The sequence below is a fragment of the Kitasatospora sp. Xyl93 genome, from assembly GCF_055383135.1.
Genome location: NZ_AP029185.1, coordinates 7,568,898 through 7,587,689 on the forward strand (window position 1 = coordinate 7,568,898; position 18,792 = coordinate 7,587,689).

Annotated in this window: 16 protein-coding genes; 7 read left to right on the forward strand and 9 right to left on the reverse strand. The window is 75.0% G+C overall.

What is annotated here, in order from left to right; translation table 11 throughout:
• Positions 1-10: 10 nt before the first annotated feature.
• Positions 11-2,335 carry a glycosyl hydrolase family 18 protein gene (locus ACZ5GH_RS32840; RefSeq protein WP_464336093.1) on the reverse strand — a complete coding sequence of 775 codons (2,325 nt, stop codon included), beginning with the start codon at positions 2,333-2,335 and terminating at the stop codon, positions 11-13.
• A 284-nt stretch (positions 2,336-2,619) separates the two neighbouring features.
• On the opposite strand from ACZ5GH_RS32840, the gene ACZ5GH_RS32845 reads away from it, so the two are divergent.
• Entirely contained in the window at positions 2,620-3,297 is a 678-nt protein-coding gene (locus tag ACZ5GH_RS32845; RefSeq protein ID WP_464336094.1) for a class I SAM-dependent methyltransferase, read from the forward strand.
• Between the two features lie 102 nt (positions 3,298-3,399).
• Positions 3,400-4,479, forward strand: a complete 1,080-nt coding sequence (locus tag ACZ5GH_RS32850; protein WP_464336095.1) for a TolB family protein — start codon at positions 3,400-3,402, stop codon at positions 4,477-4,479.
• On the opposite strand, the gene ACZ5GH_RS32855 is transcribed toward ACZ5GH_RS32850, so the two are convergent.
• Entirely contained in the window at positions 4,476-6,713 is a 2,238-nt protein-coding gene (locus ACZ5GH_RS32855; RefSeq protein WP_464336096.1) for a hypothetical protein, read from the reverse strand. The two genes, ACZ5GH_RS32850 and ACZ5GH_RS32855, sit on opposite strands and share 4 nt — an antisense overlap.
• 378 nt (positions 6,714-7,091) lie before the next feature.
• Between ACZ5GH_RS32855 and ACZ5GH_RS32860 the strand changes: the two genes are divergently transcribed.
• Positions 7,092-7,679, forward strand: a complete 588-nt coding sequence (locus ACZ5GH_RS32860; RefSeq protein WP_387753578.1) for a TerD family protein — start codon at positions 7,092-7,094, stop codon at positions 7,677-7,679.
• A 126-nt stretch (positions 7,680-7,805) separates the two neighbouring features.
• Here ACZ5GH_RS32860 and ACZ5GH_RS32865 read toward each other — a convergent pair whose 3' ends face one another.
• Both ACZ5GH_RS32865 and ACZ5GH_RS32870 read right to left on the reverse strand, forming a co-directional pair.
• The gene (locus tag ACZ5GH_RS32865; protein ID WP_464336097.1) at positions 7,806-9,464 is read right to left on the reverse strand and encodes an ABC transporter permease; all 1,659 of its coding nucleotides are present in this window, start codon (positions 9,462-9,464) and stop codon (positions 7,806-7,808) included.
• Positions 9,461-10,387: an ABC transporter ATP-binding protein gene (locus ACZ5GH_RS32870; RefSeq protein ID WP_464336098.1), complete on the reverse strand. Its 927-nt coding sequence runs from the start codon at positions 10,385-10,387 to the stop codon at positions 9,461-9,463. Before ACZ5GH_RS32870 ends, ACZ5GH_RS32865 begins: the two co-directional genes overlap by 4 nt.
• Positions 10,388-10,483: 96 nt before the next feature.
• On the opposite strand from ACZ5GH_RS32870, the gene ACZ5GH_RS32875 reads away from it, so the two are divergent.
• Positions 10,484-10,993, forward strand: coding sequence for a GbsR/MarR family transcriptional regulator (locus ACZ5GH_RS32875; RefSeq protein ID WP_464336099.1), 510 nt, complete (start codon positions 10,484-10,486; stop codon positions 10,991-10,993).
• 126 nt (positions 10,994-11,119) lie between these two features.
• Here the strand turns inward: ACZ5GH_RS32875 and ACZ5GH_RS32880 are convergent, their stop codons facing one another.
• Entirely contained in the window at positions 11,120-12,523 is a 1,404-nt protein-coding gene (locus ACZ5GH_RS32880; RefSeq protein ID WP_464336100.1) for a lytic transglycosylase domain-containing protein, read from the reverse strand.
• A gap of 545 nt (positions 12,524-13,068) precedes the next feature.
• Here ACZ5GH_RS32880 and ACZ5GH_RS32885 point away from each other — a divergent pair.
• Positions 13,069-13,479: a hypothetical protein gene (locus ACZ5GH_RS32885; RefSeq protein WP_387753569.1), complete on the forward strand. Its 411-nt coding sequence runs from the start codon at positions 13,069-13,071 to the stop codon at positions 13,477-13,479.
• An 18-nt stretch (positions 13,480-13,497) separates the two neighbouring features.
• Positions 13,498-13,803 carry a hypothetical protein gene (locus ACZ5GH_RS32890; protein WP_464336101.1) on the forward strand — a complete coding sequence of 102 codons (306 nt, stop codon included), beginning with the start codon at positions 13,498-13,500 and terminating at the stop codon, positions 13,801-13,803.
• A 12-nt stretch (positions 13,804-13,815) separates the two neighbouring features.
• Here the strand turns inward: ACZ5GH_RS32890 and ACZ5GH_RS32895 are convergent, their stop codons facing one another.
• The 3 genes from ACZ5GH_RS32895 to ACZ5GH_RS32905 all read right to left on the reverse strand — a co-directional run bounded on the left by ACZ5GH_RS32895 (position 13,816) and on the right by ACZ5GH_RS32905 (position 17,181).
• Entirely contained in the window at positions 13,816-15,429 is a 1,614-nt protein-coding gene (locus tag ACZ5GH_RS32895; RefSeq protein WP_464336102.1) for an alpha/beta fold hydrolase, read from the reverse strand.
• Between the two features lie 106 nt (positions 15,430-15,535).
• Positions 15,536-16,177, reverse strand: coding sequence for an NAD(P)-dependent oxidoreductase (locus tag ACZ5GH_RS32900; protein WP_464336103.1), 642 nt, complete (start codon positions 16,175-16,177; stop codon positions 15,536-15,538).
• Between the two features lie 44 nt (positions 16,178-16,221).
• Positions 16,222-17,181, reverse strand: a complete 960-nt coding sequence (locus ACZ5GH_RS32905; RefSeq protein WP_387753557.1) for an EamA family transporter — start codon at positions 17,179-17,181, stop codon at positions 16,222-16,224.
• Between the two features lie 111 nt (positions 17,182-17,292).
• Here ACZ5GH_RS32905 and ACZ5GH_RS32910 point away from each other — a divergent pair, with 111 nt between their 5' ends.
• Positions 17,293-17,790, forward strand: coding sequence for a MarR family winged helix-turn-helix transcriptional regulator (locus ACZ5GH_RS32910; protein WP_387753554.1), 498 nt, complete (start codon positions 17,293-17,295; stop codon positions 17,788-17,790).
• A 138-nt stretch (positions 17,791-17,928) separates the two neighbouring features.
• Here the strand turns inward: ACZ5GH_RS32910 and ACZ5GH_RS32915 are convergent, their stop codons facing one another.
• Positions 17,929-18,783, reverse strand: a complete 855-nt coding sequence (locus ACZ5GH_RS32915; RefSeq protein WP_387753551.1) for a methyltransferase domain-containing protein — start codon at positions 18,781-18,783, stop codon at positions 17,929-17,931.
• Between the last annotated feature and the right edge of the window lie 9 nt (positions 18,784-18,792).

The window sequence follows — 18,792 nt, forward strand, 5'->3', positions numbered from 1 at the left end:
CGACTGCGCGTCAGCGCAGGCTGCTGTCCATCGAGTTGAGCATCGTGCCGGAGGCGTCGTCGTTCTCCAGGGAGAAGGCGAACAGCCCGCCCAGGCCCTTGCTCTTGGCGTAGGCGCCGCGCGCCTGGACGGCCTGCGGGGTGTCACCGGTCCAGAAGTTGGTGCCGTCGTAGACCCAGCTGCTCTCGGTGACCGGGTCCCAGTGGGTCTGCGCCGCGGTCGGGTTGAGCTCCTTCCAGGCGGCCAGGCCGGCCTCCTGGCTCAGCGGCTTCTTTGCCGTCGGGCCGGTCGCGCTCTGGTACAGGCCGTAGTCGGAGCCGGCCGGGACGCCGGTCCAGCCGCGCCAGTAGAACGGGATGCCCAGCACGATCTTGTTCGCCGGGAAGCCGCCGGGGATGCCGTACTCGGGCAGGCCGGTGGTGTAGGCGGCGAGCGTGGTGTCCACGTTGTACTTGCGGGTGCCCGGGGTGATCGGCGTGGTCGGGTCGGCCGGGCTGTCGTGCAGCGGGTCCTGGTGGTTGGTCGGGCCCTTGGCGTCCCACGCGCCGTGCATGTCGTAGGACATCACGTCGGCGAAGTCCAGGTAGGCGCCGATCTTGTCGGTCTCCAGCTGGGCGACCTTGTCCTGGCCGCTGGGCAGCGCGGCGGTCAGCAGGTAGCGCTTGCCCTGGGCGGAGCCGAGGGCGTCCAGCTGGGTGCGGAACTCCTTGAGCAGCAGGGTGAAGTTCTGCTTGTCGGCCGCGGAGTAGTGGTTGCCGGCGTGGCCGCCGGCCGAGCCCGGGTACTCCCAGTCGAGGTCGATGCCGTCGAAGAGGCCCGCCGCCGAGGCAGGACCGCCGGAGGCGTCACCGGCCACGCCGGTCGGCAGGTTCCCCTTGAGGAACATGTCGACGCAGGAGGAGACGAAGGCCTTCCGGGAGCTGTCGGTGGCCGCCGCGTCGGAGAAGTACTTGGAGTACGTCCAGCCGCCGATCGAGATGGTGAAGCGCAGGTTCGGGTACTTGGCCTTCAGCTGGCGCAGCTGGTTGAAGTTGCCCTTGAGCGGCTGCTCCCAGGTGTCGCCGGTGCCGTCCACGCTGGTGCCGGAGTTGTAGTCGGCCTGGTAGTCGGCGTAGGCGTCGCCCGCGCCGTCACCGGCGTTCGGGTTGGACTCGTTGGACGAGTCGGAGGCCTTCACCGCCTGGAAGCAGGTGAACCTGGTGGGGTCGATGTTGGCGAACGCGTAGTGGATGACGTCCAGCTTGCCCGCCGCACCGCTGGTGTCGACGTTCTTCGCGTGGTACGCGTTCTCGTAGACGCCCCACTGGTCGAAGTACGCCGAGCGGATCGGCCGTTGCGCGGGCGCGGCCGCGGTGGTGGTGCTCACCGGCGCGGACTGGGCGGAGGCGTGGCCGCCGGAGTAGCCCTGGACGCTGAAGGTGTAGCTCCTGCCCGGCAGCAGCGAGCTGACCGCGACCGAGGTGCCCATCGAGGTGGCGACCAGCTGGCCGTTGGACCACACCTTGTAGGCGACCGGGCCGTCACCGCTGGTGAGGGTGGACGGCTGCCAGGTGAGCACCACCGCGTCGGACGTCGTCCTGGTGACCGCGAAGCCGGTCGGGGTGGTGACCTTGCCGTCCCCGGCCGGGCCGGTCGCCGTGGCCGTCGGGGTCGGGGTGGTGGTCGTGGGGGTGCCCGTCGGGCTGCCGGTGGCGGTCGGGCTGCTGGTCGCGGTCGGGCTGGCCGTGGCGGTCGGGCTCGCGGTGGCCGTCGGGCTGGCGGTCGAGGTGGGGCCGCCCGGGCCGGTCAGCGTGAGGTCGTCCGCGTAGTACGTCCCGGTGCCGTACCAGCCGTGGGTGAAGACCGTGACGGAGGTCGTGGCGGCCCCCGTGGTGAAGGTGGTGCTCAGCTGGTTCCAGCCGGTCCCGCCCGGCGTCCAGGCCGAGGAGTTGACCCCGCCGCCGGTGGCGCCCAGGTAGACGTAGCTGCCCTGGACCCAGCCGGCCAGGGTGTACGTGGTGTTCGGCCGGACGGTGACGGTCTGCTGGCACTGGGCGGTGTCGGCGGCCGAGGCGGCGCCGCTGAGGGCGCGGCTCCCGCCGTGCACCGGGGTGGTGACGACGGAGCCGTTGGAGCAGCTCCAGCCGGCCAGGGTGCCGGTCTCGAAGCCGCCGTTGGCCAGCAGGTCGACCGGGGCGGCCGAGGCGGAGCCGAAGGTCAGGGCGATGGCCGCGCCGCTGGTGGTCAGGGTGGCGGCCAGGGCCAGGGCGGTGGCCCTTCTGCGGTGGGCGGCCCGGCGGCCGGCGCGCTCCCCGGAGGGGTGAGCGGGCCGTGCGGGCAGGACACGGTCGTGCATGCGGTGGGTCCTCCGGATGTGTGGGGGTTCCGGCGGTGCGGTGGCCCGGGGCGGGCCGAGGGGAGCCGGCCCGGGCGCGGTGGGGGCGCGCGGGCTGGTGACGCGTGCTGACGAACGGTGCGCGGACCTGCCGGGCCGTCGACCCGGACACGTCACGACTGAACAGATTGGACTGGACCAATATTCGCCGTCAAGGGTGTCCGCCCGCTGGACCGTTCCGGGCCGGGCCGGCGGCGGCCCGGTAGGTTGGCCGGACGAGCAGGCCGTCGAACGGAGGAGGCGCGATGGACAGCCAGGACTGGGACGACCGCTACGCCGCGAGCGAGCTGGTGTGGGGCTCCGCGCCCAACCGGTGGGTGGTCCGCGAACTGACCGGCCGCACCCCCGGGCACGCCCTCGACCTGGCCGCCGGAGAGGGGCGCAACGCCATCTGGCTGGCCGCCCAGGGCTGGGAGGTCACCGGACTGGACTTCTCCGCCGTCGCCCTGGAACGCGCCGAACGGCTCACCGCGGAACTGCCCGACGAGGTCGCCGACCGGCTCACCTGGCGCCACGGCGACGCCCGCGCCCTGGAGGCCGCCGCCGGCGACTACGACCTCGTCCTGGTCGCCTACCTGCACCTGCCCGCCGCGGACCGCCGGGCGGCGCTGCGCCGCGCCGCCGACGCGCTCGCCCCCGGCGGCACCCTGCTGGTCATCGGGCACGACCTGAGCAACCTCACCGAGGGCGTCGGCGGCCCGCAGGACCCGGCCGTGCTCTTCACCCCGGACGACGTCCTGGCCGACCTCGCCGACCGCGGGCTGCGCACCGTCCGGGCCGAGCGGGTGCACCGTACGGTCGGCGGCGAGCCCGGCCACCGGCGCGGCGAGCCCGGCCACCGGCGCGACGAGGGCGGCCAGGACGACCAGGGCGGCCGGGTGGCGGTGGACGCGCTGGTGCGGCTGGAGCGCAGCGCCGGCTGACGGATCCGGCGCTCCGCCCGTCCGGCGGCACCTGCCGGACGGCGGCGCCGGTTCCGCCCGGCGGCGGACGACAGCTGACGTGGCGTCAACTAGCGTGTGGGCATGAGGACTCACGCGCTCGCGGCGGTCGTGGCCGCCGTCGTGCTGCTGGCCGGATGCGGTGGCTCGGACTCCGGGTCCGGCGACCGGGAGGGGCCGGCGCCCGGCCCCACCGGTGCACCGGCGACCACCGGCGCACCAGCGGTCACCGAGGCCCCCGCCGGTGCCGAGCACCGCGCCGACGGCGCCCGGCTGCTCTACCGCGCAGGCGGTGGCCGCAGCGCGCAGAACCCCGCCTTCGCCCCGGACGGCCGCTCGGTGCTGCTGACCGAGTTCGGCGGGGGCTACAACCAGGGCGCCGCCGCCCTCGGCGTCCTGGCGCTGGACGGCGGTGCCCCGCGCAAGGTGCTGGAGGACCCCGACCGGACGGCCGTCAACCTCCCCGGCTCCAGCTGGAACGCCGCCGCCGACGCCTTCGTCTTCGCCACCGACCGGGAGTCCGGGCACGACGAGGTCTGGCTGATGAGGCCGGGCGGCGCCCCCGAGCGGGTGACCAGCCACGCCGACGGCAGCGGCTACAGCGAGCCGAGCTTCTCCCCGGACGGCGAGTGGATCGTCTTCCAGCGGAGCCGGGAGCCGGAGCACCCCGCCGCGCGGGGCGACGCGGGCGAGCAGGGCTCGCTCTGGAAGGTCCGCCGTGGGGGCGGCGCGCCCGTCCTGCTGGTGGACGGCCGGGGCACCGGCAGCGACAACCGGCAGCCGAACTGGTCCCCGAAGGGCGACCGGATTGTCTTCCAGCGGCGGACCGCCGGCGGCGAGGACTGGTCGCTGTGGACGGTGGACGCGGACGGCGGCGGGCTGCGCCGGGTCGTCGACGCGCCGGGCGAGCACACCGACCCCAGCTGGTCCCCGGACGGCCGCTTCCTGGTGTTCTCCTCCACCCTGGGCGACCTGCCGAACGCCCAGGTCTTCGCGGTGGACGCCGTCGGCGGCACTCCCGTCCGGGTGACCCGGGACGACACCGCCTACGACGGCGCACCGAGCTGGTCCCCGGACGGGCGGTGGATCGCCTTCGAGTCCGCCCCGGGCGGCGAGGCCGGGCCCGCCGCCCTCTGGCTCGTCCGGGCCCCGAGCACCCGTTAGCCGACGGTGATCGTCACCACCGAGTACTGCGCGACGGTCAGCGGCACGCTGACCGTCCCGGCGGTGACGGTGTACGGGACGGCTTTGGGCGCCGGGTCGGTGCCGTCCGGGCCGGCGACGGTGACGGCGGTGACACCCGCGCCGGCCGGGAGGGCGTAGGAGAGCGTGCAGTTGGCGGGTGTGCTGCGGAACGCCGCCGGGGTGTCGCCGAAATTGGTGAAGTTCACCAGGTGGACGACGGTGTCGGCGCCGAGCCGCCGGGCGTCCAGGAAGATCCGGCGGTCCCCGGCCAGGGTGACCGCGGGCGGGGCGGACTGCCGGACGGCGGTGAGCAGTTGGTCCGCCGAGGCCTGGTCGGTCCTGGTGAGGTAGCTCAGCCCGGGCAGCCCCTTGACGTACCAGCAGCTGCCGCTGCCGTAGGAGTTCTGCCTGCCGGCGGGCAGCGGGTCGGCCCGGCGCAGGCCGAGCACGTCGGAGAGCGCGAACTCGGCCCGCTGGCCGCCCAGTTCGTCCAGCGCGGTGGGTGCCGGGCCGGTGATCACGATCGTCCCGCCGGCCGAGACGAAGCCGCGCAGCAGCGCCGCCTCGGCGTCCGAGACCGCCTGGAGGTTCGGCAACAGCAGGACCTTGAAGCGGGCCAGGTCCTCGGCGGTCAGGCCGGGACTGGGCACGGTGTCGAACGGGACGTGGGCGTAGACCAGCGCCTTGACGGTGCCCCGGAACTCGCCGAGCCAGGGGAGGGCGGCGCAGCTCATCTCCGGGTCGTCGCCGCCCCACCAGTCGGTGACCCCGGCCGGCGCCGTGGCGTTGACGTACATCCCGTTGCCCTCGCCCGGGGCCACGTAGTCCCGGGACGGCGCCGAGTGGTAGACGCCGACCTGCGCGATCGGGGCCGGGTCGTAGAGCTTCGCCTGGTTGGTGCGCACGAAGCGGTACATCCGGGTGCGCATCGCGGCGTCCACGGTGTCGTTCTTGAACGGGGTCTTCACCTCGTACGGGTTGCAGCCGGCCGCGATCAGCTGGGACATCACCAGCGAGGCGTCGTCGGCCTGCCAGCCGTAGGAGAAGGCCCAGGCCGGCTTGGTGCCGCTGGCGGCGCGGGCGTACTTGTACATGGAGATCAGGCAGACCCAGTCGGAGGCGGTGGCGTGCCGCATGCCGTCGTAGTTGCCGAGGATGTCCACCTCCCAGACCTGGCCGACGGCGCCGGGGGCCTGGCGCAGGTAGCCGCCGTCCAGGCCGATCGAGGTGGCGTAGCGGTAGTCCATCGAGACGGTCTCGACGAAGGTGACCAGGTCGGGGTTGACCGAGCGGCCCGCGTCGGCGATGTCCAGCTGGAACCGGAGCAGGTTGCGGTGGCGCCACTCCACGTAGCGTCGGAAGACCGGGTCGGCGAAGTCCGCGGCCTTGGGCAGGGCCAGGCCGGTGTCGGCCTTGAACGCGGCCGCGCCCCAGGTGGAGGCGTCGCACCAGGAGAGCACACCGTCGAAGTAGATCGGGACGTCCGGCCAGATGCCGTCCACGCCGGTCGCGGCCACGCCCTTGATCCGCTTGAGGTAGTAGTCCCGCCAGGGCGAGTTGGGGCTGAGCCAGACGCTCTCGTCCCCCGGGTCGACCCAGACCACCACGCTGCCGTAGAACACGTTGGGCTTGCCGGCGAGGTCGCGCTGGACCCAGTTCCTGCCCTGGTCGTTCTTGTAGAAGGAACGCCCCTTCTCGCCGCCGGGGGAGATCAGCTCCAGGGACGGGTAGTACATGACGACCTTGAGGCCGGCGGCGTGGGCCAGGCCGGTGAACGTCTTCACCTCGGCCATGTGGGCGGCGAACTGGGCGTCGGTGAGCCAGTCGGAGAGCAGGGTGTCCAGCTCGATGACGCTCACCTCCTGCGCCTTGAGGGCGTCGATGTAGCCCTGCATGTCGGCGGGCTCGTTGAAGGTGCCGTCGGCGATGCGGGCGTAGCGGGCCCAGTCCGGCCAGACCTGCGCGGCGGTGGCGGTGCCGGTGCGCAGGCCGGCGTTCCGCGCGGCCGGCCGGCTGCCGTCGTACTGCGCGGTGCCGTGGTCGGTGTCCGGCGTCGCGGCGGCCCGGGCGGTGCCGCCGGGCAGCAGCCGTACGGTGGCCAGGGCGCCGCCCGCGCCGAGGCCGGCCCGGAGCAGCCGGCGGCGGCCGAGGCGGGATCTCCCGGGTCGTTCCGGTGTTGCGTGCCGTTCGGTTCCTTCGTGCTGCTCGGGCATGGTGGTCCCCCCAGCGTGAGCGGGCCGGCGCGGGTCGGCGTGGCCCGGGAACGGTCGTGAGCACTGCGAGTCGTGAGCACTGCGGGTCGTGGACGCGGCGGGTCCTGAGCGCCGCGACGGGTGCGCGGGCGGCGCGTCGGCTCCGCCGGGCGCCGTCCTGGGGCCGACCCTAGACTGTGCGCTGCTCCGGTCGTCCGGTCGCGGTCCACGGCTACGCCAGACGCCGGACCGCCGGTTCCCTCAGTGTGCGGACCGTCGTCGGGGTGAGGGCCGGGGGAGTTCGGGGTACAGGTGCTCCCAGGACGCCGTCGATGATCATAAATTCTCTACAGTGCTGTAGATTCGCGGCACGGGCGGTGGCAGAACGAGGAGGACGCGATGAGCGTTTCACTGGCCAAGGGACAGAAGATCAGCCTGGAGAAGCCGGGAGGTGGGCAGCTGAGCCTGGTCCGGATGGGTCTCGGCTGGAAGGCCGTGGAGCGCAAGGGCTTCATGGCCAAGCTGCTCGCGGCCGGCCGGGAGATCGACCTGGACGCGTCGGCGGTGCTGTTCGCCCAGGGGCGGCCGGTGGACGTGGTCTTCTTCCAGCACCTCAACAGCGACGACGGTTCCGTCCGGCACAGTGGGGACAACCTGGTCGGGGGCTCGGGCGACGCGAGCGACGACGAGTCGATCACGGTCGACCTGACCAGCGTCGCGGCCGAGGTCGACCAGATCCTCTTCACCGTCAACTCCTTCACCGGGCAGACCTTCCAGGAGGTCGAGGCGGCCTTCTGCCGGCTCGTGGACGAGACCACCGGCGTCGAGCTGGCGCGCTACACGCTCACCGGCGGCGGCCCGTACACCGCCCAGATCATGGCCAAGGTGCAGCGCACGCCGACCGGTTGGCAGATGGCCGCGATCGGCCAGCCGGCCAGTGGGCGGACCTTCCAGGACCTGATGCCGGAGCTGGTCAAGCACCTCTGAGTCACCGTCCGGGCCTTCGTCCGGCCTTCCCTCCGAGGCGCCTCCGAGGCGCTTCGGAGGGTTCCGGCGCGTGGTGCCCGGCGCCCGGTGCGCGCTGCCCGGTGCACGCCGCCCGGCGAACCGCCGTCAGTCGATGTCGCGGCGCCGGAACCCGGCCAGGGCCAGGGCGACCAGGGCGGCCGCGACCAGGGTGAGCACCACGAGCGGCGTCCAGTCCATCGCGGCCGCCGGGAGCCGGGGCACCCGGCCGTACGGGGAGAGCCGCTCCAGGCCCGCGGGGAGGTCGAGCAGCGGGCCCAGGTAGCCGATCACGAAGGCGTACGCGGGCACCAGCCAGGCCAGCGGCGCCGCCCGGGGCAGCCAGCCGTACACCGCGGCGGCGAAACCCACCGTCACCCACTGGGCGGGCGCGAAGGCCAGCGCCGCGCCGGTCAGCCGGAGGAACGCGCCCCCGTCGCCGCTGGACAGCGCGCCGGCCAGGCCGAAGCCCGCACCCGCCGCGAGCAGCACGGCGGTGGATCCCAGCAGCGCCGCCGCCAGGTGCCCGCCCAGCCAGGCGGACCGCGACACGCCGGTGGCCAGTACCGGCACCGCCCGTCCGGCGCTCTCCTCGGCGCGCGGGCGCAGCGTGGCCAGCACCGCGTGGACGCCGCCGACCACCGCGACCACCAGCATGGTCAGCGCGGCGTAGGAGTCGGCGAGGGTGTGCCCGCCGAGCCGGTCCAGCGCCTCCCGGATCCGGTCGACGTCCTTGAGCATCGAGTCGGCGCTGCCGAGTAGTGAGCCGTACATGGCGCCGACCAGCAGCAGGGCGGCCGCGAAACCGCCGAGCAGGCCGCGGTGCAGGCGCAGCGCGAGGCCGAACGGGGTGCCCAGGGCCGGGCCGCCGGTGGCCGGGCCGGGGCGGGCGGCGCGCAGGCCGGCGCCGTGGTCCCGGCGGTTGCTGAGCGCGAACCCGGCGGCGCCGGTCACGGCGGTCAGGGCGAGCGCGGGCAGCAGCGGCCACCAGCGGTCGTCCACGAAGGGGTAGCCGCGCTGCAGCCAGCCGATCGGCGAGGCCCAGGAGAGGGCGCCCGAGCCGGCGTCCCCGGCGGCGCGCAGCGCGTAGGCGGCGCCGAGCACGGCGAGGGCCAGCCCGGAGGCGGCCCGGGTGTGCGCGCTGAGCTGGACGGTGACGGCCGCCACCGCGGCGAACAGCAGCCCGGCGAGGGCGGCCGAGGCTCCGTACAGCGCCGATCCGGCGGCGCTGAGGCCGGGGATGCCGAGTGCGGGCAGGCCGGCGGCGAGCAGCAGGCCGAGTGCGAGGTCGGCGACGGCGGCGGTGGCGAGGGCGGCGGCGAGCGGGGCGTGCCGGCCGACGGCGGCGGACCGGAGCAGTTCGGCGCGTCCGCTCTCCTCCTCGCCCCGGGTGTGCCGGGTGACGGTCAGGACGCTCAGCAGCCCGGTCAGCACGGCCAGCAGGCCGAGCAGCCGGTGGCCCAGCATGGCGCCCCAGGTGTAGTCGGCCAGGTAGTGGGCCGGGCCGCTCAGGGCGAGCATCGCCGGGTTGTCCGAGCCGTGGGCGATCGAGGCGCGGTCGGCGGCGGTCGGGTACACGGTGTGGACGCTGCCGGCGGTGGCCAGGGTGACCAGCCAGAGGCCGAGCACCCAGGCGGACAGCCGGAGGCGGTCGCGGCGCAGGGCGAAGCGGAGCAGCACGGCGGTGCCGGCCAGGGTGGTGCGGGCCGCCGGGCGGCGGGGTGCGGCGGCGCGGCCGGTGGCCGGCTCGGCGGTGGTGGCGGTCATCGCGCGGCCTCGTCCTCGGCGCGGTGCCCGTCGGCGGCCGACCCGTCGCCGTAGTGGCGCAGCATGAGCTCCTCCAGGGTGGGCGGGTGGCTGATCAGGCCGCGCAGTCCGGCCGCGCTCAGCGCCCTGACGGCGGCGTCGAGTTGGGCGCCGTCCACGGCGAACCGGACCAGGTCGCCCTCGGTGCGCAGGCCGTGCACGCCGGGCAGCGTGTCCAGTCCGGCGACCGGGCGCAGGGTCCGGGCCTCGACGGTGGTGCGGGTGAGGTGGCGCAGCTCGCCGAGGGTGCCGCTCTGCACGACCCGGCCGTGCCGGAGGATGCTGACGCGGTCGCCCAGCTTCTCCACCTCGTCCAGGATGTGGCTGGAGAGCAGGACGGTGCGGCCCTCGTGCTTGGCCCGGCGCACGACGTCCTGGAAGACCACCTCCATCAGCGGGTCGAGGCCGGAGGTCGGCTCGTCGAGCAGCAGCAGTTCGGCGTCGGAGGCGAGCGCGGCGACGATGGCGACCTTCTGCCGGTTGCCCTTGGAGTAGCTGCGGCCCTTCTTGGTCGGGTCGAGGTCGAAGCGCTCGATCAGCTCGTCCCGGCGGCGGCGGTCGAGCCGGCCGCGCAGCCGGGAGAGCAGGTCGATGGCCTCGCCGCCGGTGAGGTTGGGCCAGAGTTCGACGTCGCCGGGCACGTAGGCGAGGCGGCGGTGCAGTTCGACGGCGTCGTGCCACGGGTCCTTGCCGAGCATCCGGGCGCTGCCGCCGTCGGCGCGCAGCAGGCCGAGGAGGATGCGGATGGTCGTGGACTTCCCGGCCCCGTTGGGCCCGAGGAAGCCGTGGACCTCGCCGGTCTCGACGGTGAGGTCGAGGCCGTCCAGTGCGGTGGACCGGCCGAAGTTCTTGCGCAGGCCGGACAGGGTGATGGCCGTGGTCATGCTTTTGAAGATACCGTAGTTTCAGAAAAACGTGAAGATTGAGAAGGCGTTAAAGTTCGGGAGCAGGGACGAGTGATCACCGGAAAGAGGTGCAGGGTGGTGCAGGGGACGAAGGCGGCGGAAGGTCCGGAGCGGGAGCGCGAGGACAAGGCGGTGTCGGACTTCGTCGAGCGCTTCGCGGCGGAGCTGGTGGTCGCGGGCATGGGACGGATGCCGTCCCGGATCTTCTCCTGCCTGATGGCGGAGGAGAGCGGGGTGCTCACCTCCGCCGAGCTCTCCGAGCGCCTGCGGATCAGCCCGGCCGCGGTCTCCGGTGCGATGCGCTACCTGATCCAGGTCGGTCTGGTCGCCAAGGAGCGCGAGCCCGGCTCCCGGCGGGACCGCTACCGGGTGCTCAACGACGTCTGGTTCGAGTCGCTGACCCGGCGCGACGAGATCATGCTGCGCTGGATCCGGGTGCTGCGGGACGGCGAGGCCACCGTCGGTGCCGGGACGGTGGCGGGGGAGCGGCTGGCGGAGAGCGCCGACTTCTTCGAGTTCATGATCGACGAGCTGCACGGGATGCTGGGCCGCTGGCGCGAGCACCGCGCGGCCCAGACGCGGTAGCCGCCCGCGGGCGGCGCGGAGGGAACGCGCGCGTCGTCGACGCCTCCGGGCGGTCGGGCCGACGGCGCCGGGAGTCGTGAACGGTGGTGGGGCGCGGCTCCCGGAGCGGGAACCGCGCCCCCGGGCTCACTTCGTCGGGGCGGCCGACGGCGAGAACGCGGCGCTTGGCGTGCTCCCGGGTGCGCCGCTCGGAGTGGTGGCGGCGGTCGGGGTGGCGCCGGCCGTCGGGGTGGGGCAGCCGGGGAGCGGCGTCGCGGTCGGGGTGCCGGTGGGCGTGGCGGCCGGGGACGGGGTGCCCGTCGGGGTGGGCGTGCCGGTGGGCGTGGCCGTCGGGTCCGGGCAGGCGGTGGGCGTACCGGTCGGGGTGCCCGTCGGCGTGCCGGTGGGCGTGCCGGTCGGGGTCGCCGTCGGGGAGGTGCCGCCGCTCGGGGTGGTCGTCGGCGTCGCGGACGGCGAGGCCGAACCGCCGGGCGTGGGCGTGGCGGTGGGGCTCGGGCTCGTCGTCGGCCGGGCGCTCGGCGACTGGTCCGGAGTCGGGGTGACCGGGGTGGTCGGCTGCGGCTCCGTGGTGGGCGTGCCACCGGTGCCCGCACCCGAGCCGCCGGCCGACGGGCCCGGGAGGTACGGCGTGCCCGGTGAGACCGGCGGAACCGGGGAGCCGGGACGGTTCGGGACGGTGGTCACCGTGCCGCTGCCGAAGTGCGCCATCCAGTTGCGCACCGTCCGCAGGTACTCGCCCGAGTTGTTGTAGCTGAGCACCGCCCGGTCGAGCTGGGCCGGGTCGGCGAGGTCGCGGCCGCCCGCGCACAGGTAGCGGCCGGCGCTCTCGGTGGCGTCGAAGACGTTGTTCGGGTCGGCCTTGCCGTCGCCGTTGGCGTCCACGCCCCAGGAGGCCCAGGTGGACGGGATGAACTGCATCGGCCCGACGGCGCGGTCCCAGCGGGCGTCGCCGTCGTAGCGGCCGCCGTCGGTGTCGGATATCGCGGCGAAGCCGTTGCCGTCCAGGGCCGGGCCGAGGATCGGGGTGAGCGTCGTGCCCGTCGCGTCCACCCGGCCGCCGTTGGCCTGGCCGGACTCGACCTGGCCGATCGCGGCGAGCAGCTGCCAGGGCAGGTGGCAGCCAGGCGAGCGCTGCGCCAGCGCGGCCTCCGCCTGCCGGTAGGCGGCGAGCACGGTGGCGGGCAGCGCGGGCCCGGTGGCCGCGAACGGGCCGGCCGAGGGCAGGCCGGGCAGCGCGCCGGGCGGCTGCGGGAGGTGGACGGTGCCGCCGCCGTCGGCCGGGACGCCGGTGCCGAAGGTGCCGGGGAGGTCGGTCGAGGGGCCGCCGGTGGGCAGGGCGCGGCCGGCGCCCTGGCCCGCGGCGCCGTTCGTCGGGCCGGCGTCGGCGGCCGCGACCGGGGCTAGCCCGATGCCCGTCACCTGAGAGCCGGTCAGCGCGGCCAGCGCGGCGAAGGCCGCCGCGGTTCCCGTGAGCCGCTTGCCGATCCGGAGCCTGCGCCCGCCCCCGGCCTTGCCGATCCGCGCCGTCATCCGCTACCCCTCCCCGTCGCCGCCCGGACCCTCCCGGAACGGTTGAGCTGCCGTCATCGTGCCCGTCCCACCGAGGGCCGGGCCCACCACCGGACGATTAGTATCACGACGATCTGACAGGGACAGGGTGACCGGGAGGTGGACCGGAGCCCGCCGAGGGGTTGAATCGGCACTTCAGCGGGGGTGTGGCCGGGGTCCGCGGAGTTCCGGGACCTCGGCCGTCTGTCGCTTCGTCGGCCGTGCCCGGCCGCAACTTCCTTTCCGGTACGGAAAGTTGACCGGGAGGCCAACTGCGGTGGGACGGGCGCTCCCCGGCGCCGGACCGGCGGTTCGGAGCGCGGGGGTGGTGCGTGCGCGGTGTTCCGGGCCCCCGGCGCCGCCCGTGGCCGACCCTCCTGACCTGCCGAAACGCCGGGCGCCCGGCCGGCGCCCTCTACCAGGACGGGCGTCCGGACGCCAGGGGGTCGCCCCGAGTCCGCCCTGGACGGGTGACGTTCTGGTGAAAATGGGCATGCCAGGAATCACCGCCCGGCATGCTGTGCCGCGTGACGATGCGGATGGAGGACCGGACCGTGAGCGCGAACCTGCCGGAGACCGTCGCCGAGGGAGCGGTCGTCCTGCCGGCTCCCCCTCGGGTGGTGGACGACCTGGCCCGTGACCTGACCCAGGCCGCCGCGGCCGTCCGGGCGGTGTCGCGCACCTGCCGCTCCGGCGGGGACGTCGCGGTCGCCGCGTACACCGCCGTGGTCTGCACCGCGCGGTCGGCGGCCGGCGCCCTGGAGGAGGCCGCCGCCTGGTGCCGGCAGGCCCCCGAGGCCGAGGTGCACTCGCTGGCCTGGGCGCGGGTGCCGGGCCACCGGGAGGACGTCCACGAGTACCGCGTCACCATGGCCGTCAGCTTCCCCGACGGCGACACCGGCGAGCACCTGGGCGACACCCACCACGCCTGGCGCTGAAGTCGTATCATCGCCCCCATGGTTGAGGGGGGTACGAACGAGATGGTGAACAGTCCGACCACCGATCCGGACGGCACGGCCGGCGGGGAGCGGGCCGGCGGCCCGCGGGAGCTCCCGCGGGCCGCCGCCGTCCTGGTCACCGTGCTCGCGGCGGCGTTCGGCGCCGCGGTGCTGCTCGCGGTGTTCCACTGGCTGGGGTGGTCCGTGCCGTGGATCGGCTGGATCGTCGCCAAGGCCGGGATCAAGCTCGCCGTCGGCGGCTTCGCCGGGCTGGCCGTCGCCGCAACCTGGCTCCGGGCCAGGCTGCGGGCGCGGCGGAGTTGACCGCCTCCGTGGTCAGTCCGCCTGCGGCGAGGGGCAGGTGAGGTCGCGCTCGGGTGCCCGGTCGGCCAGCAGGTAGCGCTCGACCACCTCGGTGACGCAGGAGTTGGGGCCCGGGTACTGGCCGTGGTCGCCGTTGCCGGTGACGGTGACCAGCCGGGAGCCGCGCAGCGCGCGGTGGGCGCCGAGCGCCGCCTCGTAGTACGTCGACGGATCGTGCACCGAGTTGAGCATCAGCGTCGTCGGCAGGTGGGCGCCGGTCACCTCGACCCTGGGCGCCGGGGCGGCCGGCCAGGCGGCGCAGACCGCGCTGAAGGCGAGCGTCCGGGCGCCGGCCAGCGGCCGGCGGGCGGTGTTCTCGGCGCCGCGCTCGATCCAGGTGTCCAGGTCCCTGGTCCACGGGGTGTCGTTGCAGGTCACCGCGAAGTACTCGGCGAGGAACTCCGGGCTGAGGTAGCCGTCGAAGGCCTTCGCGGCCGCCGCGCGGGTGGCCGGGTCCGCGGCCTGCCAGTCGTCGACGGTGGCCAGGATCCGGGCCAGGTCAGGAAAGTCGGACGCCCGGTAGATCGCCGACATGGCGAGGCTGTCCAGCTGGTTCGGGCCGATCGTCACCGCGCCCTCGACGACGGGCGAGTCGTGCAGCGCGGCGCGCCGCCGCTCCCAGTGCGCCCGCACCTGCTCCGGCGTGGCGCCCCAGTGGTAGGTGGCGTCCCGGGCCGCGAGCCAGGGCACGAAGTCCTCGTCGAAGCGGCGCTGGAAGCTCATCGGCTGGCCCAGCTCGTACCTCTCCCAGGTGCCGTCGAAGCCGATGTTGCTGTCCAGTACCATCCGTTCGACCCGGTGGGGGAAGAGCGTCCCGTAGTAGGCGCCGATCATCGAGGCGTAGGACGGGCCGTAGTAGCTGAGTTTGCGCTCGCCGAGCAGGCCGCGGAACAGGTCGATGTCGTGGGCGGTCTGCTCGGTGTTCAGGCGGGGAAGCAGGTCGCCGGTGCGCTCCCGGCAACTCTCGGCCAGCTTCTTGGAGTTGGCGATCACCCGGTCGATCGCGGCGGGGGACCGGTCGCGGTAGTCGCCGGCCAGGAACTCCTGGAACTCCTCCTTGGTCTGGCAGACCGCCCTGGTGCTCTCGCCGACCCCGCGCTGGTCGAAGCCGACGATGTCGTACGCGGCGGCGACCGCCGGGGCGCCGGCGGCCAGATCGGCCGGGCGCAGCAGCCCGGTGCCGCCGGGCCCGCCGGCCGCCATCAGCAGGGCGCCCTTGCGCCGCGCCGGGTCGGTGGCGCGGTGCCGGGAGACGGCGATGGTCAGGTCCGCGCCGACGCCGGGGTGGTGCCAGTCGCGCGGGACGGCCATGCTGGCGCAGTCCAGGGCGGGCCGCCGGGTGCAGGGCTGCCAGTCCAGGATCTGGCGGGTGTAGCGGGCGGGCGCCGGGTCGGCGTCGCCCGGGTCGCGGCCGGTGGTGGCGTCGGCGGGCGCGGGCAGGCCGGCCAGTACGGCGGCGGCGACGGCCAGGGCGGCGCGCCGGGCGCGGGGTGCGCGCCCGGCGGCCGGGGCCTGCTGGGTCGAGGTGTGGTGGGCCGGGGCCGGCTGGGCCGCGGCGGCCCGGGCCGGGGTCGTGGTCGTGGTCACGGGGACGATCCTCTCCGCGCCCGGCCCGGTGATCGATCATGCCCACTGCCGTCTTCGGAGTGGTGCTGGGTACACCCCCGCCGGGGCGGGGCCCCAGGGCCCGCCCTCAGTAACCGGCGGTGAAGCGGGCCCCGCGGTGGGCGGGCTCCTCGATCTCGTCGAGGAGCGCGACGGCGAGGTCCTCCATGGAGATCGCCGAGTTGCCCTCGGCGTCGACCAGCAGCTCGTCGCGGCCGGTCCGGAACCGGCCGGTGCGCACGCCCGGCTCCAGCAGCGCGGCCGGGCTCAGGTACGTCCAGTCGACGTCCGGGCCGGCGGCGCGGTAGTGGTCGAGCTGCTCGCCGCAGGCCAGGGCGATCGGCCGGATCGCGTCGGGGAAGCCGGGGCTGTCGACCAGGACGGTCCCGTCGCCGCCCGGGACGAGGAGGCTGCCCGCGCCGCCGACGGCCAGCAGCCGCACGCCGGTGCCGGCGATCCCGGCGAGCAGGCCCTTGGTCGCGACGGCCAGTTCGTGCTCGCTGCCGGGCACCGGACGGGTGGCGGTGACCACCACGTCCTGTCCGGCCGCGATCCGGGCGACGTCCTCGGGGTCGCGGGCGTCGCCGACGACCAGGGCGACGGTGGCCGGCAGGCCGTGCGGCTTCGCCGGGTCCCGGACGACGGCGGTGACCTGGTGTCCGCGGGCCACGGCCTCGGCCACGACCCGGCTGCCGACGTTGCCGGTGGCGCCGAACACGGTGATGCGCATGGGGTACTCCCTGAAGGTGGTGGAAACGGTGGGGTGGGACGGGGTCAGACGTTCTCGCGGACGGACCGCGGGGTGGCCGCCGGATCGGCCTCGGGCGCCGCTCCGGCTTCCGGCGCCGGCGTGGCTCCGGGCGCCGGCTCCGCTGCGGTGCGCGGCCGCTGGGTCTGGGCGGCGACCAGCGAGCCGAGCACGACCAGTGCGCCGAACGCCTGGAGCGGGCTGAGGTCCTGGTCGAGCGCCAGCCAGCCGAGCAGGGTGGCGACCACCGGGCTGAGCAGCGCGAGGAAGGAGACCGACGTCGGCGGCAGCTCGCGCAGCCCCCGGAACCAGAGTGCGTAGGTGACGGCCGCGCCGATCAGGCAGAGGTAGGCGTAGCCGAGCACGTTGGCGAGGGTGTAGTGGGACGGCGGTGCGCCCTCGGCGAGCAGCGTGACCGGGACCAGCAGCAGTCCGCCGGCGGTGAGCTGCCAGCCGGTGGTGGCGAGCATCGGCGCGGGGGAGACCCAGCGCTTGGAGAGGACGATGCCGGCGGCCATCACCACGGCGCCGCCGAGCGCGGCGAGCACTCCGACCGCGTCCAGCTCGGCGTTGGCCCGCAGCACCAGCAGGCTGACGCCCGCGACGCCCGCGATGCCGGACAGCACGGTGCGCAGGGTGAGCCGGTCGCCGAGCACCAGGGCCGAGAGCCCGGCGGTGACCAGCGGTCCGACGGCGCCGACGGTGGCCGCGATGCCGCCGGGCAGACGGTAGGCGGCGATGAAGAGCAGCGCCTGGAACACCCCGATGTTGAGCGCGCCGAGGACCAGCGAACGCCACCACCAACTGCCCTGCGGCAGACGGCGGGTGAGCGCGACCAGGAGCAGCCCGGCGGGCAGGCAGCGGATGACGGCGGCGAGCAGCGGGCGGCCGGGCGGCAGCAGCTCGGTGGTGGCCAGGTAGGTCGTGCCCCAGACCGCCGGGGCGAGGGCCGTCAGCAGGACGAGGGCGAGGCGATTTCTTAGCACTAAAGCAATGTATCTCAGCGCTAAGGCATCCTTCACCGGATCGAGCGAGTGATGTGGCCCACAGTTACCTCACCGCTAAGGGATTCGTCCGGCATCGCCTACCCTGAACCCGTGGCAGATCACGTGGACCGCATCGTCGCGCAGTGGGGGGCCGAGCGCCCCGACCTGGACGTCTACCCGATGGAGGTGTTCGGTCGGCTCAAACGCCTCTACCGGCTGGTGGACGCGGCGCTCAACCGCACCTTCGCCGAGCACGGCCTGGACGCCGCCTCCTTCGACGTCCTCGCCACCCTCCGGCGCAGCGGCCCGCCCTACCGGCTGACCCCCACCGGCCTGATGCGGTCCGCGATGGTCACCTCCGGCGCCATCACCCAGCGCCTGGACCGGCTGGAGGCCCGCGGCCTGGTCACCCGCACCCGCAGCGACCAGGACGGCCGCAGCCGCGAGGTCGCCCTCACCCCCGAGGGCCACGCCCTGATCGACCGGGCGCTGCCCGACCACCTCGCCACCGAGCACCGCATGCTGGCGGGCCTCGACGAGGCGCAGCGGACCGCGCTCGTCGAGGTGATGCGGACCCTGCTGGCGGACCTCGGGGACGGCCCGGAGTAGTCCGGACCGCCGGGCGGCGCGGCCCGCGGGCGCGGTCGAGACCCCCGTCCACCACCCCGCCCGCGGGCCCCGCCGCTGCCGCGGCCCGTCGTGGTCAGGACGGGCCCCGCCGGTACCGCGGCCCGTCCTGGCCGCGCCTCAGGGCCTGACCGCCACCGCCTTGAAGAAGGTGTAGTGGAACGTCCCGCCCGGCTCGGCCGCCCGGCGCAGCTCCGCGATGCCCCGGTCGAAGTCCTCCGGGGTGGTCAGCCCGGCGGCCAGCGCGTCCGCCCGGACGGCCTCGACCATCGCGACGAAAGTCCGCCGGGTGAAGCCCTCCACCAGGGCCGGGCGGGCGTCGTCGGCGTAGACCGTGCGCGGGCGGACCGCCACCCGCGCGAAGCCGGCCTCCGTGAGCAGCGGGTGGAGGCGGCGGCCGAGCAGGCCGTCCCCGCCCGCCCGGGCCTGCAGCCCGACCAGGTGGCCGACGGCGCGGCGGGCCGCCGGGGTCTCCGGGTGGAAGAACGCCGAGCCGTGGTCGCCCTCGATCACCGTGATCGTCCCGCCAGGCCGCAGCACCCGGCGCAGCGCCGCCAGCCCGGCCGCCGGGTCGGGCAGGTGCTCCAGGACGAAGCACAGGAAGACGTGGTCGAACGAGCCGTCCGGGAACGGCAGTCGGTGCAGGTCGCCGTGGTGCCAGGTGACGTCCGCGGCGGGCGCCTGCGCGGCCACCCGGGCGCGGGCCTGGTCCAGCGACGCCGCCGAGAGGTCCGCCGCCGTCAGCCGTACGCCCGGGCTGGCGGCCAGCAGGTGCACGGTCTGCGCCCCCACCCCGCAGCCCGCCTCCAGCACCCGGCTGCCCGCCGGGTACGCGGTGCCCGCGTGCAGTAGCTCGGCGAGGGTGTCGGCCTGGTCGCCGAGGCGTCGCGCCTCGGCGTCCGAGTAGCCGTGGACGTAGTCGTCGTGGTGGATCGGCGCTGCCGCTTCGGTGCTCGTGGGCGTCTCTGTGGTCATGACCCCACC